This window comes from Streptomyces sp. NPDC046977 (assembly GCF_040644455.1).
Classification (GTDB): domain Bacteria; phylum Actinomycetota; class Actinomycetes; order Streptomycetales; family Streptomycetaceae; genus Actinacidiphila.
Window position 1 is genome coordinate 214,391 of record NZ_JBEYWO010000002.1, and the last position, 23,660, is coordinate 238,050.

The following is a 23,660-nucleotide window of genomic DNA, read 5'->3' on the forward strand; positions in this document are numbered from 1 at the left end:
AGATTTCGTGGCTTGACGCCATGGCGATATGCCGGGGTAATGGTCGCTGAAACTGATCCACTCGCGTTCCGTGCGGCAGTGTGCCGCGCGGATCTTCGTGGTGGTCAGTGCGCGGACAACTGAGAGGTGATCGTCAGTGGGGCCTGACCTGATAGTTCCACCGATCTACTCTCCCCTCGGGCCGGCAATCCACCCACGCCACGAGGCCATCGACGCACGGGCGGCGGCCTGGGCCGAGCAGTTCCGGATCGGCTCCGACGAGTTGCGCGGCCGGCTCGTGAAACACGACATCGGCACCTTCGCCGCGCGCATCCTTCCCGAGGGCAGGGAGGAAGTCGTCGCCATCGCGGCCGACTTCATCATCTGGCTCTTCGGCGTCGACGACGGCTACTGCGAGGAGGGGGAGCTCGGCACCCGCCCGGGCGAGCTCATGGGAGCGCTCTCCCGGCTGCTCCGCATCGCCCAGAACCCCGAAGTCCCCATGCTGGCCGACGACCCGCTGGCCCAGGGCCTGCGCGACCTCCGCTACCGGATGGACCTGTACGGCACCCCGGGACAGGTCGCCCGCTGGATCGACGCCCTGCGCGAGTACTTCTCCTCGGTCGTCTGGGAGGCGTCCTTCCGGAGCGACGGCACCGTTCCCGACCTCAACGACTACACCCTGATGCGGATCTACGACGGCGCCACGTCCGTCATGATGCCGCTGCTGGAGATGGGGCAGGGCTACGAACTCCAGCCCCACGAACGCGACCTCACGGCCGTACGCGCGGCGGCCGAGATGGCGTACTTCATCATCTGCTGGGACAACGACATTTTCTCCCACCACAAGGAGGCGCGGGCGGGCGGCTTCTACCTCAATGCCGTCCGCGTACTGGAAGTGGAGCACGACATCCCGCGGCACCAGGCGCTGAAGACGGCCATCGCCCAGCGGGACCGCGTGATGAACCTCTTCCTCCGCACCGCGGAGTACCTGCAGACCTACGGCAGCCCGCAACTGCGCCAGTTCCTCGACAGCCTCGGCCACTTCATCCGCGGGGCCCAGGACTGGGGCGTCAGCTCGATCCGTTACACCACACCCGACGATCCGGCGAACCTCCCCTCGACCTTCCGCGACACTCCGAGCGACGACAGCCCGGAAGCGCTGGACATCCCCGCGATCGCCTGGTGGTGGGACGTACTGCCGGAGCAGGACGAGTCCCGTCCGTCACAGGGGATCGCACCGACATCGCTCGACTCTTTCCTACACCCGACCGCACAGCGCACGGCATAGATTCCACGAAAGAAGAGGAGTTTTCGGGGTGAATGCTGAATTGCGCTCCGTCCCGCGCGCCCCCGGGCGGCTACCCCTGCTCGGCCATGTGTGGCCGCTGGCGCGCGACACGCTCGGCTTTGTGAAGTCGCTCCGCGACACCGGCGACCTGGTACGCGTCGACGTCGGCACCATGTCGGTGTACTTCGTCAACAGCCCCGGGCTGGTCAACGAACTCCTGGTCACCAAGGGGCGCAGCTTCGAGAAGGGCCGGTTCTTCGACCGCCTGAAGATCCTGGTGGGCGACGGCCTCGTCACCGCGGGGAGCGAGACCCACCGCAGACACCGCAAGCTGATGCAGCCGATGTTCCACCGGTCCCGGATCGCCGGCTACGCCGAGGCCATGAACGCCCAGGCGCGGGCACTCGCGGAGTCGTGGCGGCCGGGCGAGACCGTCGCGGTCGAGCGGGAGATGGCCGCGCTCGTGGCCAACACCCTTGCGGGGACCATGTTCTCCACCGACATCGGCAAGCCCGCCGTCGACGCGATCCGCCAGTACCTGCCGGTCATCGTCAACACCCTGCTGCTGCGCACCGCTTCACCCAAGTTCCTCGACCGGGTGCCGATCCCCGCCAACCGGCGCTTCGACGCGGCGGCGGGCGAACTGCTGCGAGTCATCGACGACGTCGTCGCCGCGGCCCGCACCGCCGACGACACCGACCGGCCCGACCTGCTGTCGACGCTGCTCGCCGCGCGCGACGCGGACACCGGGGAGTCGCTCACGGACGTGGAGGTCCGGGACGAACTCAGCACCATCCTCTTCGCCGGCGCGGAGAACACCGCGACCACGCTGACCTGGGCCTTCCACGAGATCGCGCACCACCCCGAGGTGGAGGAGCGCCTCCTGGAGGAGATCACCCGCGTCTCCGGCGGCGCCCCCGTGACCATGGACGACATCCCCAAGTACGAGTACCTGACCCGGGTGATCAACGAGGTCGTCCGGCTGCACGGCGTCACCCTGCTCATGCGCCGCTCCGTGGAACCGGTCGAGCTCGGCGGGGTGATGCTGCCCGCCGGCACGGAGATCGCCTTCAGCCTCTACGCGCTGCACCGCGACCCGCGTTCGTTCCCGGACCCGGAGCGCTTCGACCCGGACCGATGGCTGCCGGAGCGCAGCGCGGACCGGCCGCGGGGCGCGTTCGTCCCGTTCGGCAGCGGCACCCGCAAGTGCATCGGCGACTCCTTCGCCTGGATGCAGATGGTCGTCTCGCTGGCCACGCTCCTGTCCCACCGGCGGCTGCGCCCCACCGCCCACTTCGCCCGCGAGGTGGCCGCCGCCGTGCCCCACCCCGACCGCCTCCCCATGCTCGTCGAGGCCCGCTGAACCCGCCGCGACCCGGCCCCCGCCGGGTCGCGGCCATTAGCACACAAGTGTGTGGGCCCGCCGGGTGCCCGTCAGCCCCTCTTAAGATCTGCGCATGGAGCTGACATTCGTGGATGTACGGCCCGGTGAACCGGACATGACGGCGGAAGTGGGTCCCCTCATACGCACGTTGAGGCCCGCCCTGACCGCCGACGGGTTCGCCGCCTTCGCCGGCGAGGCACATGAGCAGGGCCTCGTCTTCACCGCCGCACGCGACAACCTGGGCCGCTACCTGGCCGTCGCGACGCATCGGGTGCTCGCCACCAGCCGGGGCCGCACCCTCTTCGTGGACGACCTGGTCACGGCGCTCGACGCACGCCGCGCCGGGGTGGGCGCCCGGCTGATGGACGAACTGGAGATCCGGGCACGCAAGGCGGGCTGCGAACGCGTCGAGCTGGACTCGGGCGTCACCAACCACGGCGCCCACCGCTTCCACCACACGTGCCGCATGGCCATCACGGCCCTGCACTTCACCCGCGACCTTTCCTGACCGACAGAACGACGCTGCGCTGCACCAACGAGCGGCCTGAACGCGACCCCGTCCTCAACCACCCACCGGGGATCAGGCGCGAGAGCTCACGGAGGGGGCGGGGGAGGTGGGGGCACCTCCCAGCGGTAGCTGGGGGAGGGTGGCGTTCTGGACTGTGGAGCATATTTGGGTGCGCGACCCGGGGTGCTCAATAGCAAGCGCCTGAGGCACCTAAATGTGCTGTCCAGAATGGCAGCCCCGGAGGCCCCGAACCCGGCCCCCCAACCACTTGCGCCGGGGCGCCCAGACTTCCTGGGGCTGGGGGCACCCCCGGCCGAAGGTTGGGGGAGGGTGGGAGGGCGGGGAAAAAACCCGGTACAGCGCAGCGCAGCGCCCCTCAGCCCCCGCCCCCCAGAAGCCACCCCCGCGTCCCCTCCGCCGCCCCCGGCGCCACCCCCTCGATGGACGCCTTCAGGTCCGCGAGCGTCTGACCGGCCAGTTCCCTGCGCCAGGCGAGGTCCGCGCGGGCCATGGCCTGGTGCACCAGGCACGGCTGGCGGAAGTCGTCGTCGAGCAGCGTGCCGTTGTTGGGGGTCCGCTTGCGGATGTGGGTGCACTGGAAGGCCGGGTCCCGCCCCTCGATGGCCGTGACGACATCCAGGACGGTGATCTCCTCGGGCTGCCGGGCGAGCCGGAAGCCGCCGCGCGGTCCGGGGGTGGAGGAGACGATGCCCTCGCGGGCCAGCGCTTGGAGCTGTTTGTTGAGGTAGGCCGTGGGCAGCTCGTAGAAGGCGGCCAGCCGGGCCGCCGTGACGGCCCTCTCGGGACCGGCCCAGGCCAGGTTGAGGCAGCAGTGGAGTGCCCACTCCACGCCCTCGTTCATCCTCATGTTCTCGATGCTACATGTCCAGATCCCATTATCATGGACATCCGGAATCCAGGATTCCGGTACCCGGCCGACCCCGGAGAACGGCGCCCCTCAAAGGTCCCCGGTGAAGGCCAGCAGCGTCGGCGTCCCCCAGGGAGCGCCGGCCGAGGCGTTCGGGGTGGCCTGGGCGATGAGCCACTTCTTCACCACGTCGAAGGGGGCGTCCCCGTACGTGTCCTTGTAGAGCGCGGCGATTCCCGTCACATGGGGCGCGGCCATCGACGTCCCGCTCATCATGGCGTACGACCCGTCGGGCCACGCGGAGGCGATGTCCACGCCGGGCGCGGTGAGATTGACGCAGCTGCCGAAGTTGCTGAAGGACGCCAGGTGGTCGGCCTGGTCGGTGGCCGCGACCGTGAACGCCTCGGTCGCGCTGGCGGGGGAGATGACACAGGAGTTGATGTCGTCGTTGCCCGCCGCGACGACCGGGAAGACCCCGGCGCGGGCCAGGCCGTCCAGGGCGTCGTTCATCGCGGGCGAGTACATGCCGCCCAGCGACACGTTCGCCACGGCGGGCTTGACCGCGTTCCGGGCCAGCCAGTTGATGCCCGCGATGATCCCCGAGTTGGGGCCCGCAGCCTCGCAGTCCAGGACCCGGACGGAGACGAGGCGGACCTCGCGGGCGATCCCGGCGTGCGCGCCGCCGACCGTGCCCGCGACGTGCGTGCCGTGCCCGGCGCAGTCCTCGCCGTCGAGGCCGTCGCCGATCTCGTCGATGCCGGGCGTGGCACGGCCGCCGAACTCGTCGTGTTCGAAGTCGATGCCGCTGTCGATGATGTACGCGGTGACCTTGGAGCCGGTGGCCTTCACGGTGAAGCCGTGCGTGTGGGGCGTGCGGTGGGAGATGCGTTCCAGCCCCCAGAAGATGCCGGGCGCGGAGAGCTCGGCGTCCGTGGCGCCGCGTCCCGTCCGCCCGTGTGTGCCGTGTCCCCCGTCGTGACCGGGGGCCGCGCCCGGGACCGGCAGCAGCCGCCGGGGCGGCGAGGGGACGCGGTCCTGCCGGGGGAGCGCGACCTTGGTGTCCTGCTCGACCTTGCGGACCTGCGGCAGCGCGCGCACCTGCGCCAACTGGGACTCGGTCAGCGGGGCGGAGAAGCCGAGCATCGCGTCCTGGTAGAGGTGGTGCGGGGTGACACCGGCGTCGTGCGCCACGCGCGCGGGGTCGCTGCCGGGGATCAGGGTCACGATGTACTCGCCGGGGATGGCGTTCGGCGCGCTCGCCCCCAGCAGCGGGGCGAGGGCGGGCAGCGGGGCCGGTGTCCGCGCGGGCGCGGCGGCCGCCATGGGCAGGACGCACACGGCGCAGACGGCGCTCACACACGCGGCGGTCATGGTCAACGTCCGGCGCAGGGACACACGCATGCGTGAACTCCTCGGTCGACAGGGGCCGCGTGAGCCGTCGGACCGTCAGCCGGCCCGCTCTCCCACCCTGTCAGCCAAGATCGCCCCGGTGCGCGCCCGGCTACGCCATCCGTGCCGTGGCCCCAGCAGCAGCCCCAAGGCGATCCAGACGTACGCGCTGCCGCCGATGAGCGAGCCGGGTCCGCCCTGGCCCGGTTCGTCCAGCCACAGCCACACGATGCTGCTGCACAGCACCACGTACGCGCCCACCGCGATCGCCACCCGGGTGCGGGTCCGCACCCGCAGCGCCTCACCGGCCAGCACGGCCAGCGCCGGGATCATCCACACCAGGTGGTGCACCCAGGTCACCGGGCTGACCAGGCAGGCCGCGACACCGGTGAACGCCACGCCGTTGGTGACGTCGGCGCGCCGCACCTTGTAGGCCCACACCGCCAGCACGGCCACCACCGCGACCGCCCACACCCACTCCGGCGCGTCGAGCCGGGCGAGGGTGCCGCGCAGCGACTGGTTGCCGGCGTACGAGAGCGAGCCGACGCGGTCGGTGTCCCACATGGCCTGCGTCCAGAACGTCCGGGACGCGCCCGGCGCGGCAAGGGCGGCGAGCAGGGTCGCCCCGGCGGCGGTGGCCGCCGCCGTGAGCCCGGCCCTGCGGTGCCCGGCGATCAGCAGCCACCCGATGAACAGGGCGGGGGTCAGTTTGACGGCGGCGGCCAGGCCGGTCGCATACCCGGCCCAGCGGCTGCCGCGGCGCAGCAGTTCGGCGTCGAGCAGCACCAGCGCGAGCAGCGCGAGGTTCACCTGCCCGAAGGTGAAGGTGTCCCGGACCGGTTCGAGCAGCGACATCAGGCAGCCGGCCAGCACCATCGCGTACCACTGGGGCCAGCCCTGGCGGCGGATCACCGGGCCGGCCGTCCACTGGAGCACCAGCAGTCCGGCGACGATGTTGAGGGTGGCCGCCAGCACCACGGTGGCCGGCCAGTCCACCCAGGCCATCGGCAGCATGCACAGCGCGGCGAACGGCGGGTAGGTGAAGCCGTACACGGTGCCGGGCCGCAGGTAGTCGTAGAGCGCGCCGCCGTCGTGCACCCAGGAGTTGATCGCGCCGTGGTAGACGGCCACGTCGAACCAGTGCCGGTGCAGCGGCACCGTCGCGAGGAACACGAAGGTCGCGGTCACCGCCACGACCGCGCTCACGACGCGTTGCGTGGCGGGAGCCCGAAGAGACCCGAGGGAGCCGAGAGCACGGAGAGCACTGCGCATGAAGGTCCTGACGTTCATGAGGCGGGGGCCGGGCGGGCCGGCCGTACCAGCCGCACGAGATGGAGCACGACGATCGGCAGCAGAGCCGCGGCGGCTCCCGCGGTCGCCAGGGCCACTTGGTGCGCGGTGGCCGGGAAGCCGTTCGGGAGCACCGCCAGGGCCAGCACCGCGCTGCCCACGGCGGCCACCCGGCGCACGCGCCCGTCAGGGGCGGCCACGGCGAGCGGCACGAGCCCCCACAGCAGGTACCAGGGGCGTATCGCGGGGCCGAGCAGGGCGACCGCGAGCAGGCTCAGGCCGAGGGCGTAGACGGGGCCGAGCCGCCTGCGGAACAGCCACACCGCGCCGATTGCCACCGCGACGGCGACCAGGCTCAGCATCCGCCAGGTGTGCGGGGTGCCGATGAAACGGGCCATGGTGTTGACCAGCGACCAGTTGGAGGCCGAGGCGGGTGTGCTCAGGGCGCCTATCCAGCCGTACCCCACGCCGGTCACCGCCGTGATGCCGACCGTCGTCGCCCCGGCGACCACCGCCGTGGTGGCGCCCGCGCGGGCCAACCGCCAGCGCCCCTCCATGTGTTCGGCCCACAGGGTGGCCACGACCAGCAGTCCCAGCGCGGCCGGCGCCTTGACCAGCGCGGCCAGCGTCACCAGCACCGTCGCGATCACCGGCCGCCGTGCCAGCGCGGCACCGAGACCGGCGCCCAACAGGCCCAGCATCACCGCGTCGTTGTGGGCGCCCGCCACGAGGTGCAGCAGCACCAGGGGGTTGAGCGCCCCCAGCCACACCGCCTGCGCGGGGTCCGCGCCGCAGCGTCGGGCCAGCCGCGGCAACTGCGTGGCGAGCAGGGCCACTCCGAGCAGCGCCAGCGCCCGCATCCCGGTGATCCCGGCGTGCGCGCTCAGCCGCGCGAGGGCGAGGAAGGCGGGACCGTACGGTGCCGGGGTGTCGCGCCAGATCGCCGGCACCTCGGCCGCCGCCGCACCGCCGAGCACGCTCGGCCCGTACGTGTAGGCGTCGATGCCCTTGCTGACCATCGCGCCCTGCGCCAGGTAGCTGTAGACGTCCCTGCTGAACAGCGGGGGCGCGAGCAGCAGGGGTGCGGCCCAGACGGCGAAGGTGGTCAGCAGGCTCCGTATCGTCGGCGGCTGCGGACCGCGCACCAGCCGGCCCAGCTGCCACCACGCGGCGATCAGCAGCCCGAGCCCGAAGTAGGCCACCAGGAGCCCGATCGCCGCCTCCCCTCGGGGCAGGGCGAATTCGTCCCGGACGGGCAGCGCCCCCGCGGCCCTTCCGCCGACGGCCAACGCGACCGTCCCGGCAAGTCCGAGGGCCATGGTGCGAGTCACTACCGCACGATCGCATCATCGGGTGACCGCCGAACGACGCGCGGGCGACCGGCGGGTGACCGATCATCCCGCGAGCAGCCGGGCGGCGGCCCGCACGATGCCGCTGTGTACGGCGTCCCGTGCGTACGGCGACGGCTCCCACCCGTACTCGATCGGACCAGGGAATCGTGCCCCGAAGGGGCGCGGGGAACTGCGCGACCGGCCACCGCGGACCCGCGCGGAACGAACGGACCCCCGCCCCCGCCCCGCGCAGTGGACGGCGCGTCCGGCCGCCGTCAGCCGAGGCGGGCGGCGGCCTCGGCGATGATCGCGGCGACGCGGGCGGGCTGTTCGACGAGCACGCCGTGGCCGGCCCGCGGCACGGGGATCAGGGTGATGCTGGGGCAGGCGTCCAGGTCGCGGCGTTCGCCGTCGGTGAGGCCGATGTCGTCGGCCTCACCGCGGACGACCCAGGCGGGCAGGGCGGTGGCGCAGAGCCGGGGGACGAGCGAGCCGTGCCGGTCCAGGTGGTCGTAGTAGTGGCGCAGCGCGCGGTGGCAGAAGGCGGGGTCGTTGTCGGCCAGGACCGCGGCGAGGGTGTCGCGGCGGCCCGGCGGCAGGCTGTCGCGGACGGCGCGCGGGAAGAGCCGCAGCGCGACCGCCCAGGCCGCCCCGCCCAGTCCCGGGACGCGGCCGAGGCGGTCCAGCAGCGCGAACTCGGGGGCCTCGTCGTTCCGCGAGAAGCTGGGGGAGAGCAGCACGAGCGGGCCGGTGAAGGCGCCGGTCACCGCCATCTCGATGGCGACCGTGGAGCCGAGGCCCTGACCGACGACGAGGTCGCAGCCCCGTTCCGCGGCGACCCGGCCCAGGAGGCGCGCGTAGTTCTCCACGGAGACGTCCTGCGGCGCCGGGGTGCGCCCGAAGCCGGGGAGGGTGACCGCGGTCAGGCCGAGGCGCGCGTCGGCGATCGCCGGTTCGGCCATGACGTCGGCGTAGAACTCCGCAGTGCACAGGCCGCCGGGCAGCAGCAGCGCCCGGTGCGGGGCGTCGGCCGGGCCGGCGGTCCGGATGTCCCAGTCCGCGGTGCGGGTCTCGGTGCTCACGGGGCCCCACCCTGCTGCTGCCGCCCAGGTCGCGCGACCACCCTGCTCCGTACGCGGCGTGTCGCCGGGATGCGATCCTGGAGGGCGTGCGGGACGTGACGACGGTGGTACGGGAGGCGTTCGCCGGCGCCGTGGGGGCGGCCGGCGCGGACGCGGAGTTCGCGGTGGACGCCGGGGCGTCGGCGCTCGCGGCGGCGGGATGGGAGCAGGCGGGCCCGGCGGTGCTGGCCGCGCTCGACGATCTGCTGAGCGGCTGCCGGGGCCGCGGCTGGGGGGACCCGGACCTGGTGCGGATGGCCCGCAGGGAACTCGGCCCGGAACACGTGCGGCTCGCGGAGCGGCTGCTCGCCGCGGACGGCGCGCCGCGGCCGGAGGCGACGGCCCTGCTGACGGCGTACGCCCGCGAGGAGCGGCTGGACCGCTTCGGCGCGGCGACCGCCGTGCTGGAACTGGTCCGCCTCCTGGGCCGGCTGCCCCGGATCACCCCGCTGACCGCCGCGCCGCCGCGGCCCGCGGCGGGGAGCGGCGCCGGGTCCAAGCTGGGTCGCATCCGCGCGCTGCTGGCGAAGGCGGAGTCGACCCCGTACCCGGAGGAGGCCGAGGCGCTCAGCGCCAAGGCGCAGCATTTGATGGCCCGCTACAGCGTCGACGAGGCCCTGCTCGCGGGCACGGCCCCCGGCGACGGGCCCGGCGCCCGCCGGGTCGGTGTGGACCGGCCGTACGAGGCCCCCAAGGCACTGCTCCTGGACGCGGTCGCGTCGGCGAACCGCTGCCGCGCGGTGTGGTCGGCGGAGTTCGGCTTCTCGACGGTGGTCGGCTACGAGGCCGACCTGGAGGCGGTGGAGGTGCTCTACACCTCGCTGCTGGTGCAGGCCGAGACCGCGATGATCCGCGGCGGCGGCACGGCCCGCGCGAAGGGCCGCAAGAACCTCTCCCGGAACTTCCGCGAGTCTTTCCTCATCGCCTACGCGGGACGGATCGGCGAACGGCTCGCGTCGGCCACCCGGGACGCCACACGCGAGGCCGGTGAGGAGGGCGGCGGCAGCACGGAGGTGCTGCCCGTCCTCGCGGCGCGCGAGGTCGCGGTGGGCCGGGCGGCCGACGAGATGTTCCCGCAGACCCGCTCGCAGCGCCTCAAGGGCCGCGACCGCGAGGGCTGGGACCACGGCACGGCCGCGGCGGACGGCGCCCGGCTCTAGGCCGCGCCACCGGAGCAGCCTGCCCACGCCGACCGCGGGAGCCGGGGCATGCGACGAGACGGCCGGCGGACGGAAAACCCGCCCCGCGCGCTGCCGCCGACACCCCCGCGGCGGCCCCTCGCGGGGGTGCGGAGCGCCGTCCGCGGCCGGGCCGGAGGGAGGCGTCGCCCGGAGTCCGCGCAGCCGCCCGGACGCCCGTACCGGCGATCGGGACACTGCCGCTGAGCTGGGCTTTCATGCCCCACGGGCCTAGGCTGGCGGCACCGCGAAAGGAGTTCTGATGGATCGTCACATCTGCACGGTCGAGGACGTGCTGGAACTGCTCGACGGCCTGTTCGTGCCGGAGGCCGACCGCTGGACGGGCGGCGCGGCCGACTGGTGGGACGGCTTCTACGCGGACCGCTCCAAGCCGGTCCCGTTCTTCGTGCGGAAACCGGACGAGAGCCTGGTTTCCTACCTCGACCGTGGCCTGCTCACCCCCGGCGGCCGGGCCCTGGACCTCGGCTGCGGTCCCGGTCGCAACGCCCTGTACCTGGCCGCCGCGGGCTTCGCCGTGGACGCCGTCGACCTCTCGCCCGCGGCCGTCGCCTGGGGCGAGGAACGGGCCCGCGAGACCGGTGCGCAGGACGTGCGCTTCCACCGCGGCGACGCCTTCGCCCTGACCGCGGCCGGCGGCCCGCTGGAGGGCCCGTACGACCTGGTCCACGACTCGGGCTGCTTCCACCACCTGCCGCCGCACCGCCGCGTCAGCTACCTCGCCCTGCTCGACCGCGTCCTCGCCCCCGGCGGCCACTTCGCCCTCACCTGCTTCGCCTCCGGCGCCATGGGCTCGGAGCTGCCGGACGCCGACTTCTACCGGCAGGCCCGCCTGCACGGCGGGCTCGCCTACACGCCGGAGTCCCTGCGCGCGATCTTCTCCGGCCACACCGAGATCGAGCTGCGCCGCATGCGCGACGAGCCGCCGGACTCCCCGCACTTCGGCGAGCCCTTCCTGTGGACCGCCCTGTTCCAGAGGCCCTAGAAGAGCCAGCGTGTCTGGCTGTACGTCGTCCCCCGTCCGTAGGCGAAGGCCGTCCGCGGCTCGACCTCGTAGACGAGCGCCTCGTTGCCGCCCTCCCCGCGGAACACCTCGCCGTGGACCTCAAAGCGCCATTCCTCGCCGTACTTGGCCTCGTACACCTCCGCGATGCTCCGCAGCTGCGTGTCACTGCGCACGCGCGCCGCCTCGCCCTCGACGACCACGTCCAAGCCCTCGTGCAGCGCGTTGTTGCCGGTGGTGAGCACCACCTTCGCGTTGCGGACGAGGTTGCGCGCCTTGCGCTCGTCGGCGCCGGTGCTGAAGTGCAGGGCGTTCTCGTACCAGACCCCGATGAGCGGGGTGACGTGAGGACGCCCGTCGGGGCGGACCGTGGTCAGCCAGTAGATCTCGGCATCGGCCAGGAAGCGGCGCGCCTGGCTCCAGCTCGTCGGGTCGGCGCCGTCACTGCTGTAGCGGGCGTCGAGCTCGGCCTCGGGTTCCTTTTCTGCTGCCATGACTCCACTGATACTCCATCAGGCCGCGCGGAGCGCGTACGCGCGGTCGACGGACTCCGCCAGGTCGGCCACGGCCGGGTCCTCCGTGGTCCTGGCCAGGGAGCGCGCGCGCTCGGCGAGTTCTGCCAGCCCCAGTGCGCCGGGCAGCTGCGGCTCACCGGTGGAGTACGTCCGCAGCGCGTCGGCGAAGTACGCGGCCACCGCGTCCACCCGCAGCCGCGGCGACGTGCCGGAGTCCCACAGCGCGCCGGTCAGCCGGTCCGCCTCGATCGTCGCCGACCGCTCGTGCGGGGTCCGGCCCGAGGGGTCCAGCCAGCGGACGGTCGCGGTGGCCACATGGCCCCGCGCGCCGGGCCGAAGGCGCACGGCGTACAACGCGGTCACGGTGTGCCCCGGGCCGACCTCGCCGCCGTCCACCCGGTCGTCGCGTAAGTCCTCGTCGGCCACGGCACGGTCCTCGAAGCCGATGAGGCGGTAGTTCTCCACCGTCGCCGGGTCGAAGGCGACCTGCGCCTTGGCGTCACGGGCACGCAGCTCCACATTGGCCGGCAACTGGTCCACGAAGAGCGCCCGCGCCTCGCGCTCGGTGGAGACGTACGAGGTGTGGCCGTCGCCCCGGTCCGCCAGCCGCTCCATCAGCGCGTCGCCGTACTCGCTGCCCACGCCCACCCCGTACAGCGTCACACCGTGCTGCTCCCGGGCCCTGGCGATCCGCTCCAGCAGGGCGTCCGGATCCGTCTCACCGGTGTTCGCCAGCGCGTCCGAGAGCAGCACGACCCGGTTCGTGACGCCCGCACGGGCGCCCTCCAGGGCCACGTCGTAGCCCGCGCGCAGGCCCGCCTCCAGATTCGTGGACTCCTCGGGCCGCAGACCGTCGATCACCTCCCGCGCGTGCGCACGGGCCCCGTCGGCGCCCAGCCGCGTCATCGGCAGCGCCACCCGCGCCCGTGAGCTGAACGTCACCACGGCCAGCGAGTCGTCCCCGCGCAGCTCGCCGACCGCCGACCGCAGCGCCTTCTGCACGAGGTCCAGCCGCCCCGGCTCGCCCATCGAGCCCGAGACGTCCACGACGAACGTCAGCGCGGCGGGCTTGCGTGCCGCCTTGTCGGCGGCGCGCGTGGCCAGCCCGATCCGCAGCAGCGACCAGCGCGAGCCGGCCCCCGGGGTGCGGGCGCCGTCCGCGCTGACGGAGAAGCCGTCGCCGTCCGGGCTCGGGTAGTCCTGCCGGAAGCTGTTGACGAACTCCTCGTACCGCACCGCCGACGGGTCCGGCAGCTGCCCGTTGCTCAGCTGCCGGGCGGCGTAGCCGTACGACGCGGTGTCCACGTCCAGCGCGAACGTCGACAACTGGTCCTGCGCGGGAGCGCGTTCGCCGTCCGGCGCCTGCGTTCCCCCCGCGACGCGCGCGGGCGCGGGCGCGGGGCGGGGCCCGGCGTCGTGACTGCTCCCGCGCGGGCCCGCCGCGCTGCACCCCGCGAGCAGCACCCCCGCGGCGACCGCCAGTGCGATGGTTCTTGTCGTCCGCCTCATGTCGTGTCCCCTCCCCGTCGGCTTCTGTGACTGTGACGTACGGGGCCTTCCCAGGGGGGCTTCGGCGGCGTTGCGGATGCGTCTCGTTCAAGCAACGCGCTGCGCCGCGCTGCGCTTCGCCGTGCCGGGTTTTTTCCCCGCCCTCCCACCCGAGTGCCCGGCACGGTAAGTGCGGGTCCCGCCGCGTGCGTTGTGGGGTCGGTGCCGCGCCGGGGTACGTCCTCAGCGCTCGCGGGTCGGCCCTACCTATTGGCGCCGCGGTCTCCGCTCGTCGCTTCCGGGCGCACCCCGCCACACCCCCTCCCGGGTCGGCTGGGGCGGCTTACGGCCGGTGGGGTGTCTGTGGGCGGTGACGGCTGCGCACTTGGACGGCGCTGCGCTTACGGGTGCCCGAGCACGGTGCCGCTTCTACACCACCCACCGGGGATCAGGCGCATGGCGAAACGGAGGGGGCGGGGTCGTAGGGGTGGTGTTCTGGACTGTGGAGCATATTTGGGTGCATGACCCGGAGTGCTCGACGGAAAGTGCCTGAAGCACCTAAATGTGCTGTCCAGAATGGCAGCCCCGGAGGCCCCGAACCCGGCCCCCCAACAACTGGCGTCGGGGTGACCGGACTTCATGGGGCACACGGGAGGGCGGGCGGGGAAAAAACCCGGCACAGCGAAGCGCCGCGTTGGGTCACCGCCTCCGACGGCGTCCCCCTCGCGGTGTACGAACACGGCGACCCCGCCGCCCCCACCGTCCTGTGCGTGCACGGCTTTCCCGACGACCACCAGGTGTGGAACGCCGTGGCGGCACGCCTGGCCGCACACGGCTTCCACGTGGTGACCTACGACGTGCGCGGCTCGGGCTCGTCCGGCGCGCCGCGCCGCACCCGCGCGTACCGACTGCCGCAGCTCGCCGCCGACACCACGGCGGTGGCGGACGCCGTGAGCCCGCACGCGCCGGTGCACCTGCTGACGCACGACTGGGGCTCCGTGCAGAGCTGGCACACCGTCAGCACGCCGGAGCTGGCGCACCGTTATGCCTCGATGACGTCGATCTCGGGCCCGGATCTGGACCACACCGGCCGCTGGTACCGGGCCCAGGTCCGCAGGCCCACCCCCGCGCGGTTGGGCAAGCTGCTGCGCCAGGCGCTGGCCTCGCAGTACGTGGCCTTCTTCCATCTGCCCGGCGTCGCCGAACTGGCGTGCCGCAGCGGCTTCCTGGACGGGGTGATCAAGGGATTGCTCCGCCTGGAGACCGGTGAGCCCCCGCAGGGGTACGGGCCGGGGCGGGCCGCCCGCAACCGGGCCGGGCTGAAGCTCTACCGGGCCAATGTGCTGCCCCGCATGCTCCGCCCGCGGGTCCGGCACGCCGCCCTGCCGGCGCAGGTACTGGCCCCGTCCAAGGACGTGTTCGTGCTGCCGCCGTGGCAGACGGAGATCACCGACTGGGCCCCCGGCGCCGAGATCCACCACGTGGACGGCGGCCACTGGCTGCCCGGCTTCCGCCCCGGACTCGTCGCCGAGTACGTCGTGCGCCTGGTCGAGCGCGTCGGGAGGTAGGGGGCCGCCCCGTGACCGCCGGGCGCGGACGGCGTGCGCCACGACGGCAGTGCGGCGGCCCGCCGCCCAGTGATCGCCGCCCGGCGCTAGGCCGACAGAGAGTCCATCGGCATGGGCAGCACCTGCCCCTCCATCATCGCGCCGAGGCCGCGCACCGCGCAGACGTCCGGCCGGTCCGCGATGGTGACGGGCATCCCGGTCGCCTGGCGGAGCATCATGTCCAGGCCCGGCAGCAGCGCGCTGCCCCCGGCGAGCATGATGCCGCGGTCGGTGAGGTCGGCGACCAGGTCGGGCGGGCAGCGCCGCAGGACGGTGCCGATGCCGTCGACGAGGGCCGCCATCGGCATGCGGATGGCCCGGCGGACGCTCTCGATGTCGACGGTGACGGTGCGGGCGATGCCGCTGGCCACGTCCCGGCCCTGGACCTCCGTGCTCGGCGCGATGGGTCCCGGGGCGGACAGGATCTCGTGCAGCGGCCGCACCGACTGGGTGGGCAGCACGAGTTCGTGGGCGTTGCGGACGTGCTGCACCACCACGTGGTCGATGGCGTCTCCGCCGACGGGGATGGTCTCGGCCGCGACGATTGCGCCGAGCGACAGCACCGCGATCTGGGTCGTGCCGGCCCCGCTGAGCATGATCATCGTTGCTTCGGGCTGCTCGACCGGCAGTCCGCAGCCGACGGCGGCGGCGATCACGGAGTCGACGAGTTCGACCCGCCGGGACCCGAGCCCGTACAGCGTCTCGATCGCCGCGCGCTGGGCCAGTGGCTTGCTGCTGTTGGGGGTGCAGACCGCGGCGCGCAGCATGGGCTTGCGCCGCCATGCCTTGCGGAGCCGGCCGCCGAGCAGGTGCCGGAGCATGCGCTGGGCCATGTCGATGTCGACGACCATGCCGGCCTGGATGGGGCGGACGACGCGGATGTGGTCGGGGGTCCGCCCGGTCATCTGCTCGGCCAGTGATCCGACGGCGATGAGGGCCCCGCTGTGGGCGTTGACGGCGGCCACGCTGGGCTCGTCCACGACGAGTCCCTGTCCCTTGATGTAGACGCGGGTCCGTGAGGCGCCGAGGTCGACGGCTACGGAGCAACGGCGCAACTGCGCGAGGCTGACGGTCACGGCAGGTCCTCCCCGAGGGAGCCGGTTCCCGGGACCGCCCCGGTGGCAGTCCCGTATGATCATCGTGACGGTATTGCCCCGATTTCGCCCGTAGTGTTGCGCTGCCCGGGGGAGGCGTCCCTCCTGCGGCCTAGCGGACGATGCGCGCCGCGAGGACCGCGATGTCGTCGTCGGCGGGCTCGCAGACCAGCAGGGACAGGATCCGGTCGACCAGACCGCCCAGATCCCCGTCCGGGTGCAACCGCAACCTGGCGAGCCGGTCGAGGGACACGTCGATGTCCTCGCCGCGCCGTTCGACCAGGCCGTCGGTGTAGAGCAGCAGGACGTCGCCGCGCCCGCACGCGCCCGAGACGATCTCGTAGCCGCCGTGCCCGGTCCCCAGCGGAGGCCCGACCGGCACCTCGACGAGCTCGACGGAGCCGTCCGGGCGGATCATGGCGGGCGGCAGGTGCCCGGCGCTGGAGTAGGCGCACTTGCCGCGCGTCGGGTCCACCAGCGCCAGCAGGCAGCTGGCCGGGCGCCCCGACTCCGTCTCCGAGATCAGGGTGTCCAGCCGGCGCAGGATGCGGTGCGGCGGCAGGTCGGCGCCGGCCACGAAGCGCAGCATCGAGCGGTACTGGCTCATGTCGACCGAGGCCTCCACCCCGTGCCCCATGACGTCGCCCATGGCCAGCAGGGTGCGCCCGAAGGACAGCCGCACGGTGTCGTACCAGTCGCCGCCCACCAGGGCGCTGCTGCCGGCCGGCTGGTAGCGGAAGGCGGCCTCGACGGTGGGGTGCGGCGAGCCCGGCTCCGACATCAGCGCCCGCTGGAGTTCGAGGGTGATGCCGTGCTCGTGGGTGTAGCGGCGGGCGTTGTCCAGGCTGATGGCCGCGCGGCCCACCACGTCCTGGGCGATCTCCACGTCCCGCTCGGTGAAGGCCGGCGACTCCCCGCCGCGGACCATGCTGACCGTCCCGATGGGGTGCCCGCGCGCGGTCAGCGGCACGACCAGCGCGGAGTGGATACCGGCCGCCCGGTAGGCGGCGATCCGCTCCAGGCCGCTCGCGGAGCGCACGAGCGCGCCGTCGTGGCACAGGTCCTCCAGCACCGGGCGGCCCGACTGGAGGCAGCGCGGGATGGTCGACCCCTCCTGGTAGTCCAGGTACTCCCCGGGCTCGCCGAAGATCCTCACCTGGTCCCGCAGATTGGGCAGTGCCGCCATCGCCGCGCGGCGCAGCCGCAGCAGGCCGCGGGTGTGCGAGGTCGTGCCCTCCGGGGGCAGGACGTCCACGCTGGCGATGTCGGCGAGCAGCGGAACGAGGAAGCGGGCCAGCTCGGAGCAGGTGGCCTCCATCTCCAGCGTGGTGCCGATCAAGGTGGCCGCCCGGTCCAGCAGGGCCAGCCGCTCGCGGGCCCGCTCCAGTTCGTGCTGCTCGTGCCGGGAGCTGCTGACCTCCAGCGTGATGCCGACCAGGCCGACCGCCGTGCCGTCCGGGCCGCTCAGCCGGTGGTACGCGCCCTGCCAGTAGCGCCGGGTCAGCCCCGAGGGCGCCCGGGTGTGGCCGCTGGAGGGCACCTCGCGGGACGTGCCGTCGGCCAGGACCTGCTGCATCGTCTCCTCGCCGGTGTCGTCGAGGTCGGGCAGCACCTCGGTGATCGTGCGGCCCACGTGGGCCGCGGCGGAGACCCCGTTCATCCGGGCCAGGGCGGGGTTGACGTAGACGTAGCGCAGCCGCGCGTCGAGGATGCTCACGCCGGCCGGAGTGCCGTCCAGCACCTGCCGCAGGACCTCGTGGTCCAGTGGTGACCAGTCGCCGGGCCCCCTGTCACCGCTCACCCGGGTCATCCTCCCGTCCGCCGAGTGCGCCCGTACCCATGATCTGGCGGCCGGCCGTTCGGCGCACGCCCGGATGCGATCACCCCGGCGGGTGGCTGTGGGCCCCGGCGGGGCGTGTCGCCGGACCGCCGCGCGCGGGCGGCCGTCACGATCGGCCCGATGCGATGCAAGGCGGTGGCCGCGGTGCTGTGCCTCCTGCTGGCGGTGCCCTTCGCGCTGCGGGGGACGGCGACGGCGGCGGCCGGACCGCCCGCGGGCGGCCCCGGTGTGGAGCGGCTGTACGCGGAGGCCGAACGCGCCGTGGAGCGGTACCAGGCGGCGGAGCTGGCGGCCGGGCGCAAGCGCGCCGAGCTGCGCGCGTTGCGGGCGGCGGCGGGCGGGGAGCGGCGCCGGCTGCGTGTGCTGCGGGACCGGGTCGGCGCCATGGCGCGTACGGAGTACCGCAACGCGGGCCTCAGCCCGTCGGCCCGGGTGCTGCTGTCGGGGAGCCCGGACCGCCTGCTGGAGGACGTGACCCTGGTCCGCCAGGGCGAGCACGCCGAGGCCGCGCTGCTGACCGCGCACCGGGCGGCGCAGCGCCGGCTGGCCGCGGACACGGCGGCCGTGGACGCCGCGCTGGACGACCTGGACGACCAGGTGCGGCGGCAGGCCGAACTCCGGCGGGACATCGAGGAGAAGCTGCTGCGCGCCGGGGCCGGGCTCGCCGCCCGCTACCTCGCCCTGCTGGGCGGCGGCATCGCCGCCCGCTGCCCGCACACCGACCCCGTCGACGACCCTGCCGCCGGCGCCGTCCGCCGCGGCGCCCCGCACTGGGTGAGCCCGGTGGCGCGCTACCGGCTCTCCGCCGGTTTCGACGACGCCGGCTCCCACTGGGCGCACCGGCACACCGGCCAGGACTTCGCCGTCCCCTCCGGCACCCCGGTCCGCGCGGTCGGCGACGGCACCGTGGTGGCGGCCGGCTGCGGCGACGGCTTCGGCAACCAGATCGTCCTCCGGCACGACGACGGCTACTGCACGCACTACGCCCACCTGTCCGTCATCGAGACCGCGCCGGGCCGCCGGGTGCGCGCCGGGCAGCGCATCGGGCTGTCCGGCAGCTCGGGCAACTCCACCGGCCCCCACCTGCACTTCGAGGTCCGCGTCACCCCGCAGATGGGCTCGGCCGTCCCCCCGCTCCCCTGGCTCGCCCGGCACGGCGTCCGCGTGGCCGACCCCGCTCCCCCGGCACCCTGAGCCGGGGGCGGGGCCGGGCGGTCAGCGCCCGCCCTCTCGCCGTGCGGCCTCCGTACGCAGCGACTGCCGCAGTTCGTGCGCCTCGCGGCGGTCCTCCTCGCTCGCCTCGGTGACGTCCAGGAAGATCTGGTCCAGTTCGGGGAACTCGCCGGCGAGTGTGGTCTTGATCCGGACGGCGGCCTCCTCCACCGTCTCGCTGTCGATGCCCTCCGTCAGGTCCACCCGGGCGGCCAGCAGCACCGAGTCGACGCCGAGCCGCATCGTCAGCAGCGCCGTCACCGTGTCGATCTCCGGCTGCCGGGTGAGCAGTTCGTGCGCCCGCTGCCGCAGCCGCGGGTCGGCGGCCTCGCCGATGAGGGTGTCGCGGCAGTCCTTGCCGAGCCGGTACGCCACGACCATGAGCAGTCCGGCGATGGCCAGGGACGCCCAGGCCTCCCACTGCCGCCCCCCGGTCGCCCAGTGCAGCCCCACGCCCGCCAGGGCCAGCAGCACACCGAGGACCGCCGCGCTGTCCTCGCCGATGACCGTGCGCAAGGTGGGGTCCTCGCCCTCGCGCAGTTCGGTGCGGAAGGAGCGGCCGTGCTCGCGTGCGCCGCCCCGCACCTGGAGCAGCGCCTTGGCCAGGGACGACCCCTCGGCGAGCAGGGAGACCAGCAGGACGGCGGTGGCGATCAGGAACGCCCTGAGGGTGTGCGGCTCGTGCTCGTGGAAGGCGGTGATGCCCTGGTAGAAGGAGAAGCAGCCGCCCATGACGAAGATCCCGACGGCGGCGAGCAGCGACCAGAACCAGCGCTCCTTGCCGTAGCCGAAGGGGTGCCGGGCGTCGGGCCTGCGCCGGCTGCGGCGCAGCGCGGCGAGCAGGAAGATCTCGTTGAGGGTATCGGCGACCGAGTGCGCCGCCTCCGACAGCAGGGCCGGCGAGGTGCTGAGCAGGCCCCCGACGGCCTTCGCCACGGCGATCACCAGGTTCGCGGCGAGGGCGACGAAGACGGTGCCCTTGGTCTGAGTGTCCTTGCCCATGGGGTGCGTCTGCCCGGGGCGCGGCCGCTCAGTGGTGGAAGGCCGTGGGCGCCTCGCCCGGCGGGTGCAGCGGACGCTCCTGCTCGCGCAGCTGGGGCAGGTAGCGTCCCAGGTCGGCGAGGAAGAGGTCCGCGAGGTCCTCGGAGAATCCGTTGCGGACCACGATCCTCAGCACCGCCAGGTCCTCGCGGTCGGCGGGGAAGGTGTAGGCGGGCACCTGCCAGCCGCGCTCGCGCATCCGCCGGGAGACGTCGAAGACGTCGAACGCGGTGACGTGGTCGGCGGTGGTGAAGGCGAACACCGGCAGCTGGTCGCCCCGGGTGATCAGCCGGAAGTCGCCGTACTCCTCGATCCGCGACGCCAGGTAGACGGCCACGTCGCGGGCGGTCTGCTGGACCAGGCGGTAGCCCTCGCGGCCGAGCCGCAGGAAGGTGTAGTACTGCGCGGCGACCTGCGAGCCGGGCCGGGAGAAGTTCAGGGCAAAGGTCGGCATGTCGCCGCCGAGGTAGTTGACGCGGAAGACCAGTTCCTCGGGCAAGGCCGCGGCGTCCCGCCACAGGGCCCATCCGACGCCCGGGTAGACGAGCCCGTACTTGTGGCCGGAGGTGTTGATCGACGCCACGCGCGGCAGCCGGAAGTCCCAGGCCAGGTCCTCGTCCAGGAAGGGCGCGACCATGCCGCCGGAGGCCCCGTCGACGTGGACGGGGATGTCGAGGCCGGTGCGCTCCTGGAGCCCGTCCAGGGCCGCGCAGATCTCGGCCACCGGTTCGTAGGAGCCGTCGAAGGTGGAGCCCAGGACGGCGACGACGCCGATGGTGTTCTCGTCGCACCGGGCGAGGGCGGACTCGGCGTCCAGGTGCAGCCGGTCGCCCTCGACCGGCACCGTGCGCGCCTCGATCTCCCAGAAGTTGCAGAACTTCTCCCAGCAGACCTGGACGTTGGCGCCCATGACCAGGTTGGGCCGGGCCTGCGCCGGGTAGCGGTCGCCCTGGCGCTTCATCCAGCGCCGCTTGAGCGCCATGCCGGCGAGCATGCAGGCCTCGGAGGAGCCGGTGGTGGAGCAGCCGACGGCCTTCTCCGGGTCGGGGGCGTTCCACAGCTTGGCGAGCATCGACACGCAGCGCCGCTCCAGTTCGGCGGTGCGCGGGTACTCGTCCTTGTCGATCATGTTCTTGTCGAAGCACTCGGCCATCAGCACCTGGGCCTCGCGCTCCATCCAGGTGGTGACGAAGGTGGCCAGGTTGAGCCGGGCGTTGCCGTCGAGCATCAGTTCGTCGTGCACGAGCTGGTACGCCGTGGAGGGCGGCATCGGCCCCTCGGGGAGCTGGTGCTTGGGCGGCGCGGTGCGCATGCCCGCCACCGGATCGGCCCCCGCGTAGAAGGGGTTGACGGCGAGTTTCGGCAGCCCCTCGGCACCCTTGTGCAGCGACATAGCGCTCACATTAAGTGCGATGCGGCGACGCGGCAGGTCGAGCGGTCCGGCCCGGCCCCGGGCCGGACCGTCAGACCGACGACGCCATCGACAGCTTCGCCGCGAAGCCCAGGAACAGCGCCGCCGCCCCCGAGGTCAGCCCGGCCGCGAGGCGCCTGCGGCGGCGGAACTGGGCGGCCAGGTAGGTGCCGCCGAATATCAGCAGGGTGAGGTAGCTGAAGCTGAAGACCTGCGCGATCGCGCCCAGCGCCAGGAAGGACAGCGCCGGATGGGCGTAGCCGGGGTCGACGAACTGCACGAAGAAGGAGATGAAGAACAGGATCGCCTTCGGGTTGAGCAGGCTGATCACCAGCGCCCGCCGGAACGGCTGCTCGGTCTGCGCCGGCCCGTCGGCCGCGGCCCGCGCGACCTCCGGCTCCGGCTCGCCGGCCGGGCCCCGCCACATCCGCCACGCCGCCCGCGCCATGCCGAACGCGATCCACGCCAGGTAGCCGGCGCCCGCGTACTTCACGATGCCGAACAGGACGGGGTTCGTGGTGAGCAGGCCCGCCACCCCGGCCGCCGAGGCGGTCATCAGGACGGTGTCGCCGAGGAAGACACCAAGGGCCGCGCGGTAGGCGGTGCGGACCCCGCGCCGCGCCGCGACGGACAGGGTGTAGAGGGAGTTGGGCCCCGGCAGCAGCACGATGAGCACGGTGCCGAGCAGATAGGTCGGCAGGTCGGTGATACCCAGCATGGGCACCAATATGACACTTGCACCTCACGTGGCGTGAGGCCGGAGGGTGTGGTCATGAACACGAGCACGGGCTACTCGGTCGGGCAGGTGGCGGGTTTCGCCGGCGTGACCGTCCGCACGCTGCACCATTACGACGAGATCGGACTGCTCTCGCCCAGTGGGCGCAGCCACGCGGGCCACCGCCGCTACGGCGACGCCGACCTCGACCGGCTGCAGCAGATCCTGTTCTACCGGGAGCTCGGCTTTCCCCTGGACGAGGTGGCGGTCCTCCTCGACGACCCGGCCGCGGACCCGCGGGAGCACCTGCGGCGCCAGCACGAGCTGCTGACCGCGCGGATCGGGAAGCTGACGGAGATGGCCGACGCCGTCCAACGAGCCATGGAGGCACGCACGATGGGCATCGACCTCACGCCCGAGGAGAAGTTCGAGGTGTTCGGCGACTACGACCCCGAGCAGCACGCCGAGGAGACCCGGCAGCGCTGGGGCAACACCGACGCGTACGAGCAGTCGCAGCGCCGCGCCGCCTCCTACACCAAGGAGGACTGGCTGCGGATCAAGGCCGAGCAGGACGACTGGACCGCCCGCCTGGTCGCGCTGCGCGACTCGGGTGCCCCGGCCGACGGCGCGGCCGCGATGGAGCTGGCCGAGGAGCACCGGCAGTTCATCGTGGACCGCTACTACGACTGCGGCTACGAGATCCACACCGGGCTCGCCGGGATGTACCTGGCCGATCCCCGCTTCAACGCCTACTACGAGGCGATCGCGCCGGGCACCGCCCAGTACGTGCACGACGCGATCGTCGCCAACGCTAGGCGGGCTCAGGGGTGATGACCGCCGCCGTGCCGTAGGCGCACACCTCGGTGCCGACGTCGGCGGCCTCGCTGACGTCGAAGCGCATCATCAGCACGGCGTTCGCGCCGCGCGCCCGCGCCTGCTCGACCAGCCGCTCCATCGCCTGGGCGCGGGTCTGCGCCAGGGTCTTGGTGAGTCCCTTCAGTTCGCCGCCGACCAGGGATTTCAGGCCCGCGCCGATCTGGCTGCCCAGATGGCGGGAGCGGACGGTCAGGCCGAAGACCTCGCCGATCACCCGCTCCACCCGGAAGCCGGGGATGTCGTTCGTGGTCACCACCAGGACGTCGGAACCCTGCCGCTGTCCGCCGCCGTACTCGTCGATATCCATGGGTGCATCGTGCGCGGCGACCGCCGTCCCGCGCACGATGCACGCCGGGCCGCCGCGGAAATGGTGTGCTTCCCGCGGGTTCCGCCGGAAGGCGGGGTTTCGGGAGCAACGGGCGATATGTGCGGGTGCGCGGGGGAACGCGTGGGGAGACCGTGGCCGGGCGTTCGCGCACGGGGAACCGTCCGGCCCCGAGT

Annotated in this window: 21 protein-coding genes; 8 read left to right on the forward strand and 13 right to left on the reverse strand. The window is 73.3% G+C overall.

What is annotated here, in order from left to right; genetic code table 11:
- Nucleotides 1–136: 136 nt before the first annotated feature.
- From ABZ883_RS03525 to ABZ883_RS03535, 3 genes are all read left to right on the forward strand, one after another.
- Nucleotides 137–1,270: a selina-4(15),7(11)-diene synthase gene (locus ABZ883_RS03525; protein ID WP_360900767.1), complete on the forward strand. Its 1,134-nt coding sequence runs from the start codon at nucleotides 137–139 to the stop codon at nucleotides 1,268–1,270.
- A gap of 28 nt (nucleotides 1,271–1,298) precedes the next feature.
- Nucleotides 1,299–2,633 carry a cytochrome P450 gene (locus ABZ883_RS03530; protein WP_360900770.1) on the forward strand — a complete coding sequence of 445 codons (1,335 nt, stop codon included), beginning with the start codon at nucleotides 1,299–1,301 and terminating at the stop codon, nucleotides 2,631–2,633.
- Between the two features lie 94 nt (nucleotides 2,634–2,727).
- Nucleotides 2,728–3,162: a GNAT family N-acetyltransferase gene (locus ABZ883_RS03535; protein WP_360900773.1), complete on the forward strand. Its 435-nt coding sequence runs from the start codon at nucleotides 2,728–2,730 to the stop codon at nucleotides 3,160–3,162.
- Between the two features lie 376 nt (nucleotides 3,163–3,538).
- Here ABZ883_RS03535 and ABZ883_RS03540 read toward each other — a convergent pair whose 3' ends face one another.
- The 5 genes from ABZ883_RS03540 to ABZ883_RS03560 form a co-directional block, all read right to left on the reverse strand.
- On the reverse strand, nucleotides 3,539–4,024 hold the full coding sequence (locus ABZ883_RS03540) for an Rrf2 family transcriptional regulator (RefSeq protein ID WP_360901627.1): 486 nt from the start codon (nucleotides 4,022–4,024) through the stop codon (nucleotides 3,539–3,541).
- A gap of 96 nt (nucleotides 4,025–4,120) precedes the next feature.
- Nucleotides 4,121–5,431 carry a S8 family peptidase gene (locus ABZ883_RS03545; RefSeq protein ID WP_360900776.1) on the reverse strand — a complete coding sequence of 437 codons (1,311 nt, stop codon included), beginning with the start codon at nucleotides 5,429–5,431 and terminating at the stop codon, nucleotides 4,121–4,123.
- A gap of 45 nt (nucleotides 5,432–5,476) precedes the next feature.
- On the reverse strand, nucleotides 5,477–6,625 hold the full coding sequence (locus ABZ883_RS03550) for a glycosyltransferase 87 family protein (protein WP_360900779.1): 1,149 nt from the start codon (nucleotides 6,623–6,625) through the stop codon (nucleotides 5,477–5,479).
- Between the two features lie 80 nt (nucleotides 6,626–6,705).
- A complete protein-coding gene (gene mptB, locus ABZ883_RS03555; RefSeq protein ID WP_360901630.1) occupies nucleotides 6,706–8,028 on the reverse strand; it encodes a polyprenol phosphomannose-dependent alpha 1,6 mannosyltransferase MptB in 1,323 nt (440 codons plus the stop codon).
- Nucleotides 8,029–8,315: 287 nt separating this feature from the next.
- Nucleotides 8,316–9,122, reverse strand: coding sequence for an alpha/beta hydrolase (locus ABZ883_RS03560; protein ID WP_360900782.1), 807 nt, complete (start codon nucleotides 9,120–9,122; stop codon nucleotides 8,316–8,318).
- A gap of 86 nt (nucleotides 9,123–9,208) precedes the next feature.
- Here ABZ883_RS03560 and ABZ883_RS03565 point away from each other — a divergent pair, with 86 nt between their 5' ends.
- Together ABZ883_RS03565 and ABZ883_RS03570 are read left to right on the forward strand one after the other, a co-directional pair.
- Nucleotides 9,209–10,321: a DUF2786 domain-containing protein gene (locus ABZ883_RS03565; protein WP_360900785.1), complete on the forward strand. Its 1,113-nt coding sequence runs from the start codon at nucleotides 9,209–9,211 to the stop codon at nucleotides 10,319–10,321.
- A gap of 280 nt (nucleotides 10,322–10,601) precedes the next feature.
- A complete protein-coding gene (locus ABZ883_RS03570; RefSeq protein ID WP_360900788.1) occupies nucleotides 10,602–11,342 on the forward strand; it encodes a class I SAM-dependent methyltransferase in 741 nt (246 codons plus the stop codon).
- On the opposite strand, the gene ABZ883_RS03575 is transcribed toward ABZ883_RS03570, so the two are convergent.
- Nucleotides 11,339–11,854 carry a pyridoxamine 5'-phosphate oxidase family protein gene (locus ABZ883_RS03575; RefSeq protein ID WP_360900791.1) on the reverse strand — a complete coding sequence of 172 codons (516 nt, stop codon included), beginning with the start codon at nucleotides 11,852–11,854 and terminating at the stop codon, nucleotides 11,339–11,341. The two genes, ABZ883_RS03570 and ABZ883_RS03575, sit on opposite strands and share 4 nt — an antisense overlap.
- Before the next feature lie 18 nt (nucleotides 11,855–11,872).
- Entirely contained in the window at nucleotides 11,873–13,384 is a 1,512-nt protein-coding gene (locus ABZ883_RS03580; RefSeq protein ID WP_360900794.1) for a von Willebrand factor type A domain-containing protein, read from the reverse strand.
- A gap of 707 nt (nucleotides 13,385–14,091) precedes the next feature.
- On the opposite strand from ABZ883_RS03580, the gene ABZ883_RS03585 reads away from it, so the two are divergent.
- Complete coding sequence (locus ABZ883_RS03585) at nucleotides 14,092–14,931, forward strand: alpha/beta fold hydrolase (RefSeq protein WP_360900797.1); 840 nt, start codon at nucleotides 14,092–14,094, stop codon at nucleotides 14,929–14,931.
- An 86-nt stretch (nucleotides 14,932–15,017) separates the two neighbouring features.
- On the opposite strand, the gene ABZ883_RS03590 is transcribed toward ABZ883_RS03585, so the two are convergent.
- Entirely contained in the window at nucleotides 15,018–16,046 is a 1,029-nt protein-coding gene (locus tag ABZ883_RS03590) for a rod shape-determining protein (protein WP_360900800.1), read from the reverse strand.
- A gap of 130 nt (nucleotides 16,047–16,176) precedes the next feature.
- A complete protein-coding gene (locus ABZ883_RS03595; protein ID WP_360900803.1) occupies nucleotides 16,177–17,865 on the reverse strand; it encodes a SpoIIE family protein phosphatase in 1,689 nt (562 codons plus the stop codon).
- 159 nt (nucleotides 17,866–18,024) lie between these two features.
- On the opposite strand from ABZ883_RS03595, the gene ABZ883_RS03600 reads away from it, so the two are divergent.
- The gene (locus ABZ883_RS03600; RefSeq protein ID WP_360900805.1) at nucleotides 18,025–19,098 is read left to right on the forward strand and encodes a M23 family metallopeptidase; all 1,074 of its coding nucleotides are present in this window, start codon (nucleotides 18,025–18,027) and stop codon (nucleotides 19,096–19,098) included.
- 21 nt (nucleotides 19,099–19,119) lie between these two features.
- On the opposite strand, the gene ABZ883_RS03605 is transcribed toward ABZ883_RS03600, so the two are convergent.
- The 3 genes from ABZ883_RS03605 to leuE form a co-directional block, all read right to left on the reverse strand.
- Nucleotides 19,120–20,118: a cation diffusion facilitator family transporter gene (locus ABZ883_RS03605; protein WP_360900808.1), complete on the reverse strand. Its 999-nt coding sequence runs from the start codon at nucleotides 20,116–20,118 to the stop codon at nucleotides 19,120–19,122.
- A 28-nt stretch (nucleotides 20,119–20,146) separates the two neighbouring features.
- A complete protein-coding gene (locus ABZ883_RS03610; RefSeq protein ID WP_360900811.1) occupies nucleotides 20,147–21,550 on the reverse strand; it encodes a glutamate decarboxylase in 1,404 nt (467 codons plus the stop codon).
- A 70-nt stretch (nucleotides 21,551–21,620) separates the two neighbouring features.
- Nucleotides 21,621–22,286 (reverse strand): leucine efflux protein LeuE, encoded by a 666-nt coding sequence (gene leuE, locus ABZ883_RS03615; protein ID WP_360900814.1) that lies wholly within the window; start codon nucleotides 22,284–22,286, stop codon nucleotides 21,621–21,623.
- Nucleotides 22,287–22,340: 54 nt separating this feature from the next.
- On the opposite strand from leuE, the gene ABZ883_RS03620 reads away from it, so the two are divergent.
- The gene (locus ABZ883_RS03620; RefSeq protein ID WP_360900817.1) at nucleotides 22,341–23,114 is read left to right on the forward strand and encodes a MerR family transcriptional regulator; all 774 of its coding nucleotides are present in this window, start codon (nucleotides 22,341–22,343) and stop codon (nucleotides 23,112–23,114) included.
- Here the strand turns inward: ABZ883_RS03620 and ABZ883_RS03625 are convergent.
- Nucleotides 23,095–23,466, reverse strand: a complete 372-nt coding sequence (locus tag ABZ883_RS03625) for a YbjQ family protein (RefSeq protein ID WP_360900820.1) — start codon at nucleotides 23,464–23,466, stop codon at nucleotides 23,095–23,097. The genes ABZ883_RS03620 and ABZ883_RS03625 overlap by 20 nt on opposite strands.
- Nucleotides 23,467–23,660: the final 194 nt, after the last annotated feature.